Source organism: Limosilactobacillus albertensis (assembly GCF_014145555.1).
In the GTDB taxonomy this organism is placed as follows: Bacteria; Bacillota; Bacilli; order Lactobacillales; family Lactobacillaceae; genus Limosilactobacillus; species Limosilactobacillus albertensis.
This window is the reverse complement of the sequence record NZ_JACIVD010000053.1, coordinates 44,633-59,125: the sequence shown is the minus strand read 5'-3', so window position 1 is coordinate 59,125 and position 14,493 is coordinate 44,633. Positions and strand designations below refer to the sequence as shown.

The following is a 14,493-nucleotide window of genomic DNA, read 5'->3' as shown; positions in this document are numbered from 1 at the left end:
GGGATAGGATTTAGTTTTGAGAGCACAAGCTCTCGTCCGAAAGGACAAAGAGTGTGGTGATGATGGCTTGAAGGATACACCTGTACCCATGCCGAACACAGAAGTTAAGCTTCAACACACCGAAAGTAGTTGGGGGATCGCTCCCTGCGAGGATAGGACGTTGCCACGCATTATTCCGGCATAGCTCAGTTGGTAGAGCACCTGACTGTTAATCAGGTTGTCGTCAGTTCGAGTCTGACTGCCGGAGTTATTAGCTAAGAAGTATCAGTTCAAGTAACTGATACTTCTTTTTTCATTGCTTAATATTCTGAACATAATTATCAGACCGAAGTTACCCTTGCAAACAGTGGCAAGAGGCTAGACATGGTTGCATTAACTTTTATATACTAAAAATTAGTTAATGTTATCTTAGTGAATAGTAGCCGTTCGTGCTTGGGAGATTATTAATAGATAATGATGAAAGGAAGGGCTAATACAATGATAGTGGCGTTTCTTTTTGGAATGGGAATTGGTTTATTACTGGTATATTTAGGGTGGCAAATATATAAAGGAAATGCTAAATATTATCAGCTTTTGTACGGGCAAGTACTCGGGAAAAAGAATAAGGATAATTATATTTCAAAAAATCATAAACGCTTTGGTATTTTGTATATTATGTTAGGAATTATTGTTGATGCTTTAATTCTATGGTTCCAATTTAATTAGAAGAATGTAGTTTAATTTAAATTAGGTATTTTCACTAACTAATTAGCATGATATAATAGTACACGTTGATTGATTTGCCGACATAGCTCAGCTGGTAGAGCATCTCCCTCGTAAAGAGAAGGTCGGAGGTTCGACTCCTCTTGTCGGCATAATTAAACTTTACTAGAGATTAATAACCTTTGATATAATGGCATTTTTTCCATAAATATCAAAGGTTATTTTTTATGCAATTAATGACGGAGACGGGATTAGATTAAGTAAATAAAAATTAAGTTAGTGGTTAAAATGCTTGCCGCCACCACTAATTACTATTTTAAGCGTGAGGGAAGAAGCCTATTAATAATGATTTTTAGTTATATTTTGTTATACTAAACATAACTTGATTTCAAAAAGGAGTGTAGCTAAATGGAAATCACAATCAACGGTGAAAAGCATCAATTAGTTGGTAATCCGCCAGCAATAGGCGACGAATTTCCTCACTTTAAGGTTTTTGATAAGGATAACAATAAGATTAAAATGAAAGAGCTACTTGGTAAAGTTACCTTATTAAGTGTGGTTCCTGATATTAATACACCGGTATGCAGCATTCAGACTAAACACTTTAATTCAACAATGGACGAGTTTGACGAGGTTAACTTTTTAACTATTTCGACTAATACCATTACTGATCAACAAAAATGGTGTGCTGCTGAAGGCGTTAAGAAAATGCAACTAGTTTCTGATGCAGAGGAATCGTTTGGCTATGAATCAAAATTACTGATTCCAGATGAAGGAATTTTAGCGCGGTCTGTTTGGATTCTTGATAAAGAAGGTAAAGTTGTTTATCGAGAAATTGTTGATGAATTAGTTAATGAGCCGAAATATGACCAGGCAATTGCAGCATTAAAAGGGCTATTAAAAAAGTAAAAGATTAAAAAACTGGACTTCATTACATTAAAGTGTAGCGGGACAGGTTACAAGACAATTATCCGCTTTATTTAGAAGAAAATGGTAATGAGCCTTTTATCTGTTTCCGGGTAATTAATAATTTTGGTAAATAAAATTTAAAATAATTGTTTGCAATGACTTGTCGACATGATATAATATTTTATGTTGATGAGTTATTCCGGCATAGCTCAGTTGGTAGAGCACCTGACTGTTAATCAGGTTGTCGTCAGTTCGAGTCTGACTGCCGGAGTTTATAAAGATGTTAGTTGCTGACTAGCATCTTTTTTATTTTTAAAATAAATTGTCTGAAATAGGACTATATGCTATATTGAAATAGACGACAAATAAAATCATAGAGTACGAGGTGAAATTAAATGGAGAACGCTATTAGGCAGTATGAACGTGACTGGCAGTCATTTAATCGGATTTACCAACAGATGGCAGTGGCTAATGACATAACGTTTGGTGAGTTATCGATGTTGTTAGCATTAGAGAGTCACAAGTTTTATGCGACTAATCGACAACTGGTACTGGATACTGGGCTGTCTAAACAAACAATAAGTTCAATGGTACAAAAATTAACGCAGCAGGAAATGATGGTCTTAAAGACTAATCCCGTTGATAAACGTAGCCGGGTAATTACGTTGACACCTGCAGGACAAAAATGGGCGGGAAAGATTTTACAAGCGGTCCATATGATTGAAGAACGGGCATTAGAACAAGTCGGCATAGAAAAATTTAAACAATTAAATAAGATTAATGCAGAATTGATTGAAAAAATGGAAGAACAGGTGAAAAAATGAGTTACCTTTATTTAGCAATAGCAATTATTGGTGAAGTAGTCGGAACAACCCTCCTAAAAGTATCAGATGGCTTTAGCAGACTAGGGATTGGCGTTTTAAGCCTATTATTTTATGGAGTTTGTTTTATAGCTCTTTCCTTCGCCCTTAAGCAAGGAATGGGCCTTAATGTTGCCTATGCAGTTTGGTCAGGAGCAGGAATTGTCTTAACGTCGCTTATCGGAGTCCTAATTTGGCATGAAGCGATGCAGCCGGTTCATATGCTTGGCTTGGTTTTAATTATTGCTGGTGTAATTGTTGTCAACCTTTTTGGAAGTACCCATTAAAATGCGAGAATCTGTGTGAGAAAATTTCTTATTCTGGTTCTTGTTTTCTCTTATCACCCTCTTGTTATCAAAAAAATTGTATAAAATATGTAATAATAATATACTGAATTATAGTTAGACTGGTATATATTTTGGAGAACGGAGGGTTAATAATGCAATTCAAAAAGGCAATATTATTAGCGACAAGCATATTTACGCTTGGCATTTGTGTTAGTGGTTGTGGTAATGAGTCTAATGCAAACAGCAAGAGTAGCAGTTCCCAAATTTCGTCAGTAAAGAAACAAGAAGCACAGATCGTTGGCTCCTATCGTGACGATGCAGATGGCGCAGCAATTACGCTTAATTCGGATGGTACGGGAACATACGTAATGGCAAATCCTACCAAGGCAGATATTCATGACCAATTAACCTGGAAAAAAGAAAAAAACAATTACATCATTAACTTAAATGATAGTGATTATGATACGCCAATTGATGCGCAATTAAATGAAGATAACTTAAGCCTAGTGGGCAATAATGAATGGCCTAACCAGTCGTTTAAGCGAGTTCATGGTGACTTTGACATTGATAATTTCTTAAAGGAACAGCACACTAAAAATAATGGGTCAGTGACAACTAAGAGTGTCCAGCCTAAGGAGTCGTCAACCCATGCCCGGGCAGTCTTGAAAAAGTGGGCCAGTGACCATCATAAAGATACGAGCAAGATTGACGGCTTGAAAGCAACTACTGACCTGTCCGAGCCGGATGAGGGATGGGCATTTGTTGATGATAATGGAACTGAATATGCGATTGTTCGAAATGGGAAGGTTTATCCGCGTCCCGTAATTGATAATGACACTTCGTCAAATTAATTTTCTTAATTTTAAACTTAAGTAAATAAAGGATAAATCCTCATATATCCGCTTTCCTTCTCATCAAAAACTTATTATTTAATTGACGAGTTTTTGAAACACGTTTATAATAATACTATTCTGAATTTTATTGTTAGATTTTTTTAATGTTTAGAATATGTATTCAATTAACGTTTTGCTAGTTGAAAAGTGTAATTATTTGGAGGAATTTTATGAGTAAACAAAGGAATTTGGATACCTCCTTCTTCGGACAACCACGTGGATTGTCAACATTGTTCTTCACTGAAATGTGGGAACGGTTTAGTTACTACGGAATGCGGGCTATCCTTTTATTCTATATGTACTATGCTGTTACTAAGGGTGGTTTGGGAATGGACCAAGCTACCGCAGCATCAATTATGTCAATTTATGGTTCATTAGTTTACCTAGCCAGTGTTGTTGGGGGATGGCTATCCGATCGAGTATGGGGATCGCGGCGAACGGTTTTCATTGGTGGTGTTCTTATTATGTTTGGACACATTGCCTTGTCATTACCGTTTGGCGTATCAGCACTTTACGTATCAATTGCTTTGATTGTTATTGGTACCGGGTTATTAAAACCAAACGTTTCAGAAATGGTTGGGGGCTTATACAGTCCTGAAGATCGTCGACGTGACTCCGGTTTTAGTATGTTTGTTTTCGGTATTAACTTAGGGGCTGCGGTTGCTCCGTGGGCTGTGCCGTGGGCTGCTAACGGTTTTGGCTTAAACCTCTTCCATGGTGAAATGAACTTCCATGCTGGTTTCTCACTAGCTGCTATCGGTATGTTCTTTGGTTTAGTTCAATACGTTGTCGACGGCCGTAAGTATCTTTCAAAAGATAGTTTATATGCCGAGGACCCAATTGATAAAGAAAGCTTACGGCCAGTAATTATCTGGTCAGTAGTAGGAGTAGTTGCTTTGGTAATTATTCTTGGATTACTTGCTGCAATGGGTCAGTTAAATATCAATAACATTATTACATTGATTACGATTATTGCTATTGCATTGCCAATCTACTACTTTGTAATGATGTTGAATTCTAAGAAAGTTACAAAAGAAGAAAGATCACGGGTTGTTGCTTACATTCCGCTTTTCATCGCTGCTGCAATCTTCTGGGCAATTGAAGAATCTGGGTCTGTTGTTTTAGCTCTTTTCGCGGAACAACGTACGGTCTTACACATTGGCGGCTGGCACTTTGCTGCTGCTAACTTCCAGACTTTAAACCCATTATTCATCATGATCTTAACACCATTCTTCGTTGCACTTTGGGATCACTGGAAAAAGCAACCAAGTGCTCCTGGTAAGTTTGCTGCCGGGTTAGTCATTGCGGGGCTTTCCTATGTTTGGATGGCTCTTCCAGCAATGATTCACGGGACAACTGCTGGCCGGGTTAGCCCATTCTGGTTAGTTGGTTCATGGTTTATCGTTGAAATTGCCGAAATGCTGATTTCACCAATTGGTCTTTCCGTAACCACTAAGCTTGCACCAAACGCGTTTAAGTCGCAAATGATGAGTATGTGGTTCTTAGCAGATGCTGCTGGACAAGCGGTTAATGCACAGATTGTTAAGTACTACTCATCTGCTACCGAAGTTCCATACTTCTTAATCATCGGGGCAGTAAGTATCGTCTTCGGATTGATTCTTTGCTTGTTTGTTAAGAAGATCCATTCTTTAATGGACGGAGTAGAATAAATTTTATATATTTAAGAGGTTGAGAGTGAATCTTAATCTCTTTTTTTAGTAAATGAGGTAAATTATGAAAATTGCAGTGAGCAGCGACCTTCATTTAGATTTGAACCATGCGAATATTGACCGGTTTATTACCCAACAGGCGAGTTATTTAACTGAACAGAAAATTGATTATTACTTTTTTGTCGGGGATGCATTTAATGATTTTAATCAAACGAGGGCATATTTTACAGAGCTACAGTCACGATTGCCATATACTAAGAGCTACTATCTTGCCGGTAATCATGATATGTTAAAAAACATTTCATATGAGCAGTTAGAAAGCTTTCAAGATGATTTGTATTTCCATAATCGTTATGTGGATATTCCGAGAACGAATTGGCGGATTATCGGTAATAACGGTTGGTATGATTATTCATTTTCAACATATGAGGGCCGAGCGGATGAAGTAGCCCGTTGGAAACACGCGTATTGGGTTGATCGAACAATTACACAACCAATGAGTGACCAGCGCCGAATGGAAGGTGTTTTACAGGAAGTCAAAGGGGCATTGACGGAGGCACGGATAGCGCAAAAACGTGTTATCTTTATGACCCATTTTGTACCAATTAAGGCGGCTTTACCGCAGCCGATTATCGAGTCCCCGCATCGGCAGCGTATGTGGGAAATGACAATGGCAATGATGGGAAGTAAACATCTTGGCGACTTGATAGCCGAGTTTCCAGAGGTAAAGGAAGTTTTTTATGGCCATCTTCATTATGCTCAACCCCTGATTACGGTGGGAAATGTCAATTATCGCAACCAAGCAGTGGGTGTTTGGCGAAAAAGTAATGGCCAATGGAAGCGAAAAAGCCTGTTAAATCAATGGATCGAGCGATTATATATTAAGGACTTAGAACTTTTTTGAAAAAATCATAAAAAATGCTTGCAAAAGGATTGGAAATTAGTTATTATAATAAACGTTGATTGATACGAATTATTTAATCAAGCAACTTCTTGGAGGAGTAGCGAAGTCTGGTTAAACGCGACGGTCTGTAAAACCGTTCCTTCGGGTTCGGCGGTTCGAATCCACCCTCCTCCATCTTTATTATTGGGCTATAGCCAAGCGGTAAGGCAACGGTTTTTGGTACCGTCATGCGCTGGTTCGAATCCAGCTAGCCCAACTGTTATTGAAAGGCTAAGAAAAACGTTTGTTTTTCTTAGCCTTTTCTAGTCCAAAGTTTTATTAAGATATGTGGGAAAAGGGAATGATAGTCAATGCCTAAACAGGGTCACTTTGCAAAAAGTACGCAAACCAAACAACTAAATAATTTTAAGATAAAACGTGGGGTAACTGGTGGAACGATTGATGATGGACAATTAACTGATTTCCTTGTTGTTCGTTTTGCTTTAACTGCTAAGAAACGAGTTCAGCCTTCATCACGCGAGACAATTCAACGGTTTTTGATTGAAATTTGTGATGCTTTGCAAGTTAATGACGGTGACCTTAATGAAATTATTCCTAACCTATTAATAAGCCTTAATGCACGGGTCCCCTGGCAATTTTATCCCGTAATTTTAGAAGAATGGGATTTGCTTCAAAGTTTCCTAAAAAAGGAACTACCTGCTGTCCCGTTAAAGAAGCGGTTGCGAATTAGGCGGGAGATTTCAGTTCAGAAGTTAAAAGATTTAATTGCAGAATTGTTAGCAAAAAAGATTACGGCAATTACATTCATTAATCAGCCTGAAATAGCCCAAAATAAAAAGGAACAGGTAATGGCGATGATGCTGACAACGATTTACCATGATCAAACAATCGAATGGGCAAAGGTCCGTCTTTTATTGGCCCCTTTTGATTTTGAAATCGCACCTGAATTAGATAAAGAGACAAAGGAATGGCTAAGGTCATTGAAAGCAAAATAAGAACGTTGACTTTTTTTCTATTTCCTTGGTAGAATTAAATCGTTATTGCGGAGCTGCGGTGGAGTGTTTATCACCATAGCTCTTTTTTTATTTTAATTTGAAGGAGGACGAGGAAAGCAATGGCACAAAAAAATTATTCGCGTATCTACCTAGCAATTGGATCGCTTGCATTGCTGACGTTTATCGGAATTTTGAATGAAACGTCGATGAATGTTACTTATCCAGAATTATCGTCACAGTTTGACGTATCGCTTGATGTTATTCAGTGGATTACGACTGGTTATTTACTAATGGTTACAATTACAATGGGGACGACGGCCTACCTATTGCGTCAGTACCAAGCACGCTGGTTGCACTTATTTGCAGTTTCTTTTTTTATCATTGGTGATTTGATGTGTGCTTTAACTGGCAATTTTCCTATTTTATTAGCAGGAAGATTAATTCAAGCAATTGCGACTGGCTTAGCAACCCCAATCATGTTTCATTTAATTTTTACGGAAATTCCGCGCGAACGAATTGGGATGATGACCGGGATGGCAGCAATGGTGATTTCATTTGCCCCGGCTCTTGGTCCAACATATGGCGGTGTCGTTTCTGAGATGTTATCGTGGCGGATGATTTTTTGGATTTTACTCCCAATTGTCTTGATTAGTCTTATATGCGGTCAGCTGTTTATCCGCAATAAGCCCCTTGGTAATGATAAAACGTTTAGTTATGGGAGTCTAATTACCCTGGCAATTGCCCTTATTGGCATAATTAGTGCGGTGTCGTCAATTGGGAAGCAAGGGTTTGGATACCAGTTTTGGCTCTTATTATTGGTTGCAATCCTTTTCTTTGGCGCTTTTATTTATATTAATAATCATGGTAAATCGGAGTTATTTGACTTAAAGGTGTTTAAGGTTGTTCCATTAAGGCTATCGACTATCACTTATTTTAATTTGCAATTTATTAATATTGGGATTTCGTTAGTTATTCCTATCTATGTTCAATATGTTTTACATTCATCTGCGATTGTCGCGGGACTTATCTTACTTCCCGGTTCATTAATTGGTGCTTTTATTTCACCGGTAGCAGGAAGTTTAGCCGATCGCCTTGGATTTGCGACACCAGTGACTATCGGTGGAATCTTGCTAGTTATTGGGACAGGGTGCTTTAGTATTTTTCAGCGCCATTTAACACCATTGCTAATAACGCTTTTCTTTGTTGTTTTACGAATAGGTTTTAATTTTGCCTTTTCTAATACGATTTCAAATGCATCAATGCTTGTTCAGCCGCAAAATGCACCGGATGTAAATTCGATTTTCAACATGGTTCAGCAATTTGCAGGATCACTCGGTACCAGTCTTTTGGCCTCAACAATTGCCTTGTTCCAAAAGGGTAATGACGGGTCATTGCTGGGACGTACTTATGCAGGGGGACGGTTTGATTTCATCCTATTAGGTGTTTTAGCAATCATTACCTTATTAACAGTGGTTACTAATTATCGTTTGCAACAAAATAAGCAAAGTGTTTCTAAATAGGTGGTTGAATTAACCTAGTAACAATGCAATAATGTGGCATGATTAATGCTAGTTGGATAAGTTTTTAAAGAAAGCGACTATAAGATAAAATGATACATTCTATCGTTCACTTTATGGTGAGCAACCAAGTTTTCACGTTATTTATTTGTTTAGCCATTGGTTTTCTAATCGGCAACTACAAAATTGCGGGGAAATTTAATATTGGAGCAACAGTTGGAACACTAATCGTTACTTTGATTGTGGGGCAGATTGGTGCATTTCCGCGTAATGAAATGCTTGGCACAATTTTCTTCGGGGCTTTTATGTTTTCAGTGGGCTATCGGATTGGACCACAATTGTTAGTAAGTTTAAAGTTATTTGGGGTCCGGATTTTAGTTGCTAGTATCTTTTGGATGTTGGTAGCCTTTTTTGCTGGCTGGAGTTTATTTACCGCCTTTAAGATTGGTCCTGGAATTGCGGCGGGGATTATTTCGGGTTCGCTGACGCAATCAGCTACAGTTGCAAGCTCATTACAGACAATTGGATCACTGCCGGTAAGCCAAAGCGTTAAGGCAACCTATGAAGCCCAGTTACCTGTTGCGTATGCCCTAACGTATGTTTTTGGTACTTTAGGGGTAATTATTTTCTTAAGGGATCTAGCTCCTAAGATTTTAGGGATTTCAATTGCCGAGCAAGGGCCGCGAATGGCTGAACGCTACCACTTTCATGCCAAGAATCCTAACCCTACATGGCGGCGGACCTATCAAATCGCTGTTGAATCACCACTTGTCGGTAAGAGACTGGAAGAATTTAATAAGCGTTCAAACTACCGGATTATTGGGTTGGCAGCCTTCCATAATGGTAAAATGACTGACCATTTGGAATACCGGCTTCAGGCAGGAGACTTATTAACGGTTATTGGCTATGCAGTTCACTTTGACCGTCTCATGCGGGTTCCAGGATTAACAGAAGTATTAACGCCGACCAATGCTCCCCGTGAGCGTGAATTTGTATTGGGAAAATCATTTAAGCCCAGTGAGTTGGCTATTTTACGGCAACACGGGGTCTTTATCAATATCCAGGATCCGATTAGCGGGAATCAGCAGTTGATTAATCAGCTCCGTCCAGGGGATGTTATTTCCTTAACCGGTAATACTTCTCGTACCAAGTCAATTTTGAAAATGATGGGCCGGTGGAAGGCTGCTGATACAACAATGAATTATTCCTTATTTTCTTTAGGAATTGGTTGTGCTTCCCTTTTAGGGATTATCGGGATAAAATTAAACAGTATTCCTTTACAACTAGGCAATGGGACGGCCGCTTTAATCATGGGCTTAATTCTAAGTTCATGGATCGAACGCCATCGCGACCGCAAATCTATTCCAGAAACAGTAACGAGTTTTTTACAGAGTTTTGGGTTAACTCTTTTTGTTGGGACTGTTGGCCTCCAATCAGCACAAGCCTTTACGAGTGCAATTAAGTCGCTGGGCGTTGGGGTGTTGGTTATTGGTGCCATCATATCAATTATGCCGCATCTCTTAACGCTATTTTTTGGCCGATACGTGTTAAAGATGGAACCGTTGGCCTTGATTGGCGCATTGACGGGCTCGGGGACGATTGCAGCGGCGATGAATGAAATTTCGCAAAAAGCAGGACCGGAAGGAGGAGCATATTATGCTGCGGCCTTTACTCCAGCTTTTGTAGTTGGTAATATTGGAATTACGTTATTAGGGCCGATCTTTGTGGCGCTATTATCATAGGCTATCGCTAAGAAAGGGCGTGCAGATTAAAATGCAACAATTTTTTACAATTTTAGGCGGAATGGGTACGTTAGCAACGGAGAGTTATGTACGTCTGTTAGATAAGAGAACGCCGATTCACCGTGATCAGGATTATTTGAATTATTTAGTTGTTAACCATGCAACGGTTCCCGATCGAACCACCTGGATTCTCGACCATAGTCAGCCGGATCCTAATGAGGCCCTGATTGAGGATATTAAACAGCAGAGCCTTTTGAATCCTGCATTCTTCGTATTAATTTGTAATACGGCTCACTACTCCTTTGATAAGTTACAGGCAGCAACGGAAATTCCAATCTTAAATATGCTGCAAGCAACTGTTGATGAGATAAAAAAGATTAAACCAGATGCAAAAAAGGTTGGTCTCTTAGCAACGGAAGGGACATTAGCCGCTAATTTATATGACCCATATATCAAAGCTGCCGGTTATGAAGAGATTAAACCGACACCTGAAATTGCAGAGATGACGGAAGACTTAATTTACCATGATATTAAAGAAGCGGGTCATTCTGACGGTAAAAAATATCATGAGTTGGTCCGTAAAATGATTGAAGAACAAGGAGCAGATGTGGTAATTCTGGGTTGTACCGAATTGTCCTTTGCAGAAGAGATGGATCCAGAAACCGAGTATCCGGTTGCCGATTCACAGTCAATCATTGTCGATCGCTCACTTGAACGGGCATTAAAATTACGCCAAAAGTAACATTAAATATTAACGATTAAAATTAGGAACCAGAGAAAATGACTTCTCAATGGTTCCTAATTTTTGTTAATCCAATGAAAGTATTTCAGTAAATTGGTCTAGGCTGTTAGAATGATGTAAAATATATAGCATACGCAATGTTTAACAAACAATGGCGTAAGGAGGAAAGAGAAATGAGTTCACCTGTCTATATTCAAATTCATAATCAATTAAGAAAAAATATTGAAGATGGCAAGTGGAAAGTTGGTGAGAAAATTCCGGCTGAACGTGAGCTTGCTAATGACTTTAGCGTCAGTCGGATGACCTTGCGGCAAGCAATTCAGGCATTAGTTGACGAGGGGATTCTTGAACGCCGTGTTGGTTCAGGAACATTTGTTGCTAACCGGAAAGTTCAGGAAAAAATGTCAGGGGTGACAAGTTTTACTGAATTGATGGATGCCATGGGCAAAAAAGCAGCTAGCAAGACGATTTCCTATCACTTAACCATTCCATCACAAACAGAAGTGGAGAAGCTGAAATTAGGGCCTGACGAGCAGGTTCTGCGAATGGAACGAGTACGCTATGGTAATGAGGTACCGATTTGTTATGAAATTGCAACCGTACCAGCCAGCCTTGTCCAACAGTTTAGCAAAGAAGAAATTACCACATCTTTTTATCGGACCTTAGAAGAAAAAGCGAACCTTTATCCGGGACATGCTATTCAGCATATTTCAGCAACAAAGGCAACTGAAAAAATTGCTAGTTACTTACAGATCAAACGAGGAGATGCCCTTTTGCGGATGACTCAATTGTCATATCTCCAAGACGGACGACCATTTGAGTATGTTCACACTCAATATGTTGGCTCGCGGTTTGAGTTTGTTTTTGAAAAGTAAATTTTAAGGTTTATTAATAATCCGTGTTACAATACTGATTAACAATACTACTTTTGAGAGGAACTATACTAATGAAATTTGATTATCCGGACGATAGCCTTACCCTCCATACCGATGCATATGAATTAAGTATGATGCAGACTTACTGGAAAAAGGGGATGGGGAACCGTCGTGCTGTTTTTGAAGCCTTTTTTCGTAAAATGCCATTTAATAATGGGTATGCTGTTTTTGCCGGCTTAGATCACATTATTCGTTATGTAAAGCAATTGCGTTTTACTGATAGCGATATTGAATACTTGAAATCCACCAATCAATTTGATGATGACTTCTTAGAATATTTACGTGATTTTAAATTTACTGGTTCAATCAATAGCTTTGAAGAAGGAGACCTTGTATTTAATCATGAGCCTATTATTCAAGTTGATGCACCAATCATCGAAGGACAGTTAATAGAAACTGCTATTTTAAATATTCTTAATTATCAAATTATGGTGGCAACAAAGGCTTCACGGATTAAGTCCATCGTTGGCAACCAAATCGTAATGGAGTTTGGTTCACGTCGAGCACAAGAGCTGGATGCAGCTTTATGGGGAACGCGGGCAGCCTACATTGGCGGCTTTGATGCAACTAGCAATGTTCGTGCGGGTAAGTTGTTTGGCATTCCTATTTCGGGAACGCATGCCCATGCCCTAGTGCAGGTATATATGAATGACTATGATGCTTTTAAAGCATATGCGGAGACGCACCATAACTGTGTCTTCCTTGTTGACACTTTTGACACTTTGAAGAGCGGGGTTCCTAATGCCATTAAGGTTGCAAAGGAATTTGGTGATAAGATTAACTTTATTGGTGTCCGCATTGATAGTGGCGATATGGCCTACTTGTCCAAGAAGGTCCGTAAAATGCTTGATGATGCCGGATTCCCTGATGCTAAGATTATTGCATCCAATGGTTTAGACGAAAAAACAATCCAGAATCTCCAAATGCAAGGAGCTAAGATTGATACTTGGGGAATTGGTACTAAGTTAATTACTGCTTATGATCAACCCACTTTAGGGGCAGTATATAAACTGGTTGCTATTGAAGATGAAAATGGTAACCTTGTTGACACTATTAAGCTCTCTAATAATGTTGGAAAAATGTCAACTCCTGGTAAAAAGCAGGTATGGCGGATTAATGACCGTGCTGACCGAAAGAGCGAAGGGGATTACATTACTTTAGTAGATGAAGATCCGCGTAAGGAAAAATCACTTAATATGTTTAATCCGAACTTCCCTCTTCAGCAAAAAGATGTTGAAGACTTTACCGCGCGTCCAATGTTAAAACCTATTTGGCAAGACGGTAAGTTTGTTTATGATGAACCAACACTAGAAGAAAGCCGCCAACACCGCTTTGAGAGTTTGAATGCGTTGTGGGATGAATACAAGCGGGACTTAAATCCGGAAGTATATCCAGTGGACTTATCGCAGAAATGTTATGACAATAAATTAAAACTAATCCATCAAGTTCACGAATATGTTAAATCATTGAATAAATAGAGGTAAGAAACAGTGCGAAAGTGTCAAGAAGAAATAATTAACGCATTGGGAGTTAATGCGCAAATTGATCCTGAAGCTGAGATTGACAAGCGGGTTCAATTCTTATGTGATTTTCTCCAAACTACTAACATGAAGACGTTGGTATTGGGAATTTCTGGGGGACAGGATTCAACATTAGCTGGACGCCTTTCTCAATTGGCAGTGGAAAAATTACGTAAAGAGACCGGAAATGCTGACTACCAATTTATTGCAGTCCGTCTTCCTTACGGTGAACAGGCTGATGAGTCAGATGCGATGTCCGCAATTAATGATTTTATTAAGCCCGATAAAATGATGCGTGTTAATATTAAAGCCGCCACTGATGCAATGGTTAACTCATTAACTGCGGCTGGCGCGGTAATTAGTGATTTTAATAAGGGCAATATCAAGGCTCGTGAACGGATGATTGTCCAATACGCAATCGCTGGTCAAAATGGCGGCGCAGTTGTGGGAACCGATCATGCAGCAGAAGCGGTAACTGGTTTCTATACTAAATTTGGTGATGGCGGTGCGGATATAACGCCGCTTGCCGGACTGGATAAGCGTCAAGGGAAGGCTCTTTTAAAATCCTTAAATGCACCGGCTAAGCTTTATGACAAGACACCGACAGCAGATCTTGAGGAAGATAAGCCAATGCGGCCAGATGAAGAAGCACTTGGTGTCCGCTATGAAGAAATTGATGACTTTTTAGAAGGACGTGCGGTTTCAACAGAAGCAGCAGAAAAGATTGAAAGCTGGTATCGTCGAACACAGCATAAACGTCATTTACCAATTGCTCCTTATGATACATGGTGGAAATAATAAGAATTAATTAACATGA

Annotated in this window: 14 protein-coding genes, 5 tRNA genes and 1 rRNA gene; all 20 read left to right on the top strand. The window is 39.1% G+C overall.

The genetic code is table 11. The features are described from left to right. Positions 1 to 52: 52 nt before the first annotated feature. The 20 genes from rrf to nadE all read left to right on the top strand — a co-directional run bounded on the left by rrf (position 53) and on the right by nadE (position 14,474). Positions 53 to 169, top strand: a 5S ribosomal RNA gene (gene rrf / locus H5S41_RS03055). 5 nt (positions 170 to 174) lie between these two features. Then, a tRNA-Asn gene (locus tag H5S41_RS03050) sits at positions 175 to 247 on the top strand. A 206-nt stretch (positions 248 to 453) separates the two neighbouring features. After that, complete coding sequence (locus H5S41_RS03045; RefSeq protein WP_182602286.1) at positions 454 to 705, top strand: hypothetical protein; 252 nt, start codon at positions 454 to 456, stop codon at positions 703 to 705. 76 nt (positions 706 to 781) lie between these two features. Beyond that, a tRNA-Thr gene (locus H5S41_RS03040) sits at positions 782 to 854 on the top strand. Between the two features lie 256 nt (positions 855 to 1,110). Then, the gene (tpx, locus tag H5S41_RS03035; protein WP_182602285.1) at positions 1,111 to 1,611 is read left to right on the top strand and encodes a thiol peroxidase; all 501 of its coding nucleotides are present in this window, start codon (positions 1,111 to 1,113) and stop codon (positions 1,609 to 1,611) included. A 198-nt stretch (positions 1,612 to 1,809) separates the two neighbouring features. Then, positions 1,810 to 1,882 (top strand) — tRNA-Asn (locus H5S41_RS03030). Between the two features lie 124 nt (positions 1,883 to 2,006). Further along, entirely contained in the window at positions 2,007 to 2,435 is a 429-nt protein-coding gene (locus H5S41_RS03025) for a MarR family winged helix-turn-helix transcriptional regulator (RefSeq protein ID WP_182602284.1), read from the top strand. Next, positions 2,432 to 2,758 carry a DMT family transporter gene (locus tag H5S41_RS03020; RefSeq protein WP_182598902.1) on the top strand — a complete coding sequence of 109 codons (327 nt, stop codon included), beginning with the start codon at positions 2,432 to 2,434 and terminating at the stop codon, positions 2,756 to 2,758. The genes H5S41_RS03025 and H5S41_RS03020 overlap by 4 nt, the downstream gene beginning before the upstream one ends. A gap of 152 nt (positions 2,759 to 2,910) precedes the next feature. Beyond that, positions 2,911 to 3,609 carry a lipocalin/fatty acid-binding family protein gene (locus tag H5S41_RS03015; protein ID WP_182602283.1) on the top strand — a complete coding sequence of 233 codons (699 nt, stop codon included), beginning with the start codon at positions 2,911 to 2,913 and terminating at the stop codon, positions 3,607 to 3,609. Positions 3,610 to 3,821: 212 nt separating this feature from the next. Continuing rightward, a complete protein-coding gene (locus H5S41_RS03010) occupies positions 3,822 to 5,321 on the top strand; it encodes a peptide MFS transporter (protein ID WP_182602282.1) in 1,500 nt (499 codons plus the stop codon). A 64-nt stretch (positions 5,322 to 5,385) separates the two neighbouring features. Then, positions 5,386 to 6,225, top strand: coding sequence for a metallophosphoesterase (locus tag H5S41_RS03005; protein WP_182602281.1), 840 nt, complete (start codon positions 5,386 to 5,388; stop codon positions 6,223 to 6,225). 91 nt (positions 6,226 to 6,316) lie between these two features. Then, positions 6,317 to 6,399 (top strand) — tRNA-Tyr (locus tag H5S41_RS03000). 10 nt (positions 6,400 to 6,409) lie between these two features. Then, a tRNA-Gln gene (locus H5S41_RS02995) sits at positions 6,410 to 6,481 on the top strand. A 94-nt stretch (positions 6,482 to 6,575) separates the two neighbouring features. Next, positions 6,576 to 7,220: a hypothetical protein gene (locus H5S41_RS02990; RefSeq protein ID WP_182602280.1), complete on the top strand. Its 645-nt coding sequence runs from the start codon at positions 6,576 to 6,578 to the stop codon at positions 7,218 to 7,220. 119 nt (positions 7,221 to 7,339) lie between these two features. Continuing rightward, positions 7,340 to 8,740, top strand: coding sequence for an MFS transporter (locus H5S41_RS02985; protein WP_182602279.1), 1,401 nt, complete (start codon positions 7,340 to 7,342; stop codon positions 8,738 to 8,740). An 89-nt stretch (positions 8,741 to 8,829) separates the two neighbouring features. Continuing rightward, entirely contained in the window at positions 8,830 to 10,479 is a 1,650-nt protein-coding gene (locus H5S41_RS02980; protein WP_182602278.1) for an aspartate-alanine antiporter-like transporter, read from the top strand. A 31-nt stretch (positions 10,480 to 10,510) separates the two neighbouring features. Beyond that, a complete protein-coding gene (locus H5S41_RS02975; RefSeq protein ID WP_182602277.1) occupies positions 10,511 to 11,221 on the top strand; it encodes an aspartate/glutamate racemase family protein in 711 nt (236 codons plus the stop codon). 173 nt (positions 11,222 to 11,394) lie between these two features. Next, positions 11,395 to 12,096: a GntR family transcriptional regulator gene (locus H5S41_RS02970; protein WP_182598909.1), complete on the top strand. Its 702-nt coding sequence runs from the start codon at positions 11,395 to 11,397 to the stop codon at positions 12,094 to 12,096. Positions 12,097 to 12,167: 71 nt separating this feature from the next. Beyond that, positions 12,168 to 13,634, top strand: coding sequence for a nicotinate phosphoribosyltransferase (locus H5S41_RS02965; protein ID WP_182598910.1), 1,467 nt, complete (start codon positions 12,168 to 12,170; stop codon positions 13,632 to 13,634). 12 nt (positions 13,635 to 13,646) lie between these two features. Next, a complete protein-coding gene (gene nadE / locus H5S41_RS02960) occupies positions 13,647 to 14,474 on the top strand; it encodes an NAD(+) synthase (protein WP_182602276.1) in 828 nt (275 codons plus the stop codon). The last annotated feature ends 19 nt before the right edge of the window (positions 14,475 to 14,493 follow it).

Coding starts and splice junctions, on each gene's coding strand:
- H5S41_RS03045 (WP_182602286.1), top strand. CDS start 454: ATGATGAAAGGAAGGGCTAATACAATGATAGTGGCGTTTCTTTTTGGA.
- tpx (WP_182602285.1), top strand. CDS start 1,111: ATGGAAATCACAATCAACGGTGAAAAGCATCAATTAGTTGGTAATCCG.
- H5S41_RS03025 (WP_182602284.1), top strand. CDS start 2,007: ATGGAGAACGCTATTAGGCAGTATGAACGTGACTGGCAGTCATTTAAT.
- H5S41_RS03020 (WP_182598902.1), top strand. CDS start 2,432: ATGAGTTACCTTTATTTAGCAATAGCAATTATTGGTGAAGTAGTCGGA.
- H5S41_RS03015 (WP_182602283.1), top strand. CDS start 2,911: ATGCAATTCAAAAAGGCAATATTATTAGCGACAAGCATATTTACGCTT.
- H5S41_RS03010 (WP_182602282.1), top strand. CDS start 3,822: ATGAGTAAACAAAGGAATTTGGATACCTCCTTCTTCGGACAACCACGT.
- H5S41_RS03005 (WP_182602281.1), top strand. CDS start 5,386: ATGAAAATTGCAGTGAGCAGCGACCTTCATTTAGATTTGAACCATGCG.
- H5S41_RS02990 (WP_182602280.1), top strand. CDS start 6,576: ATGCCTAAACAGGGTCACTTTGCAAAAAGTACGCAAACCAAACAACTA.
- H5S41_RS02985 (WP_182602279.1), top strand. CDS start 7,340: ATGGCACAAAAAAATTATTCGCGTATCTACCTAGCAATTGGATCGCTT.
- H5S41_RS02980 (WP_182602278.1), top strand. CDS start 8,830: ATGATACATTCTATCGTTCACTTTATGGTGAGCAACCAAGTTTTCACG.
- H5S41_RS02975 (WP_182602277.1), top strand. CDS start 10,511: ATGCAACAATTTTTTACAATTTTAGGCGGAATGGGTACGTTAGCAACG.
- H5S41_RS02970 (WP_182598909.1), top strand. CDS start 11,395: ATGAGTTCACCTGTCTATATTCAAATTCATAATCAATTAAGAAAAAAT.
- H5S41_RS02965 (WP_182598910.1), top strand. CDS start 12,168: ATGAAATTTGATTATCCGGACGATAGCCTTACCCTCCATACCGATGCA.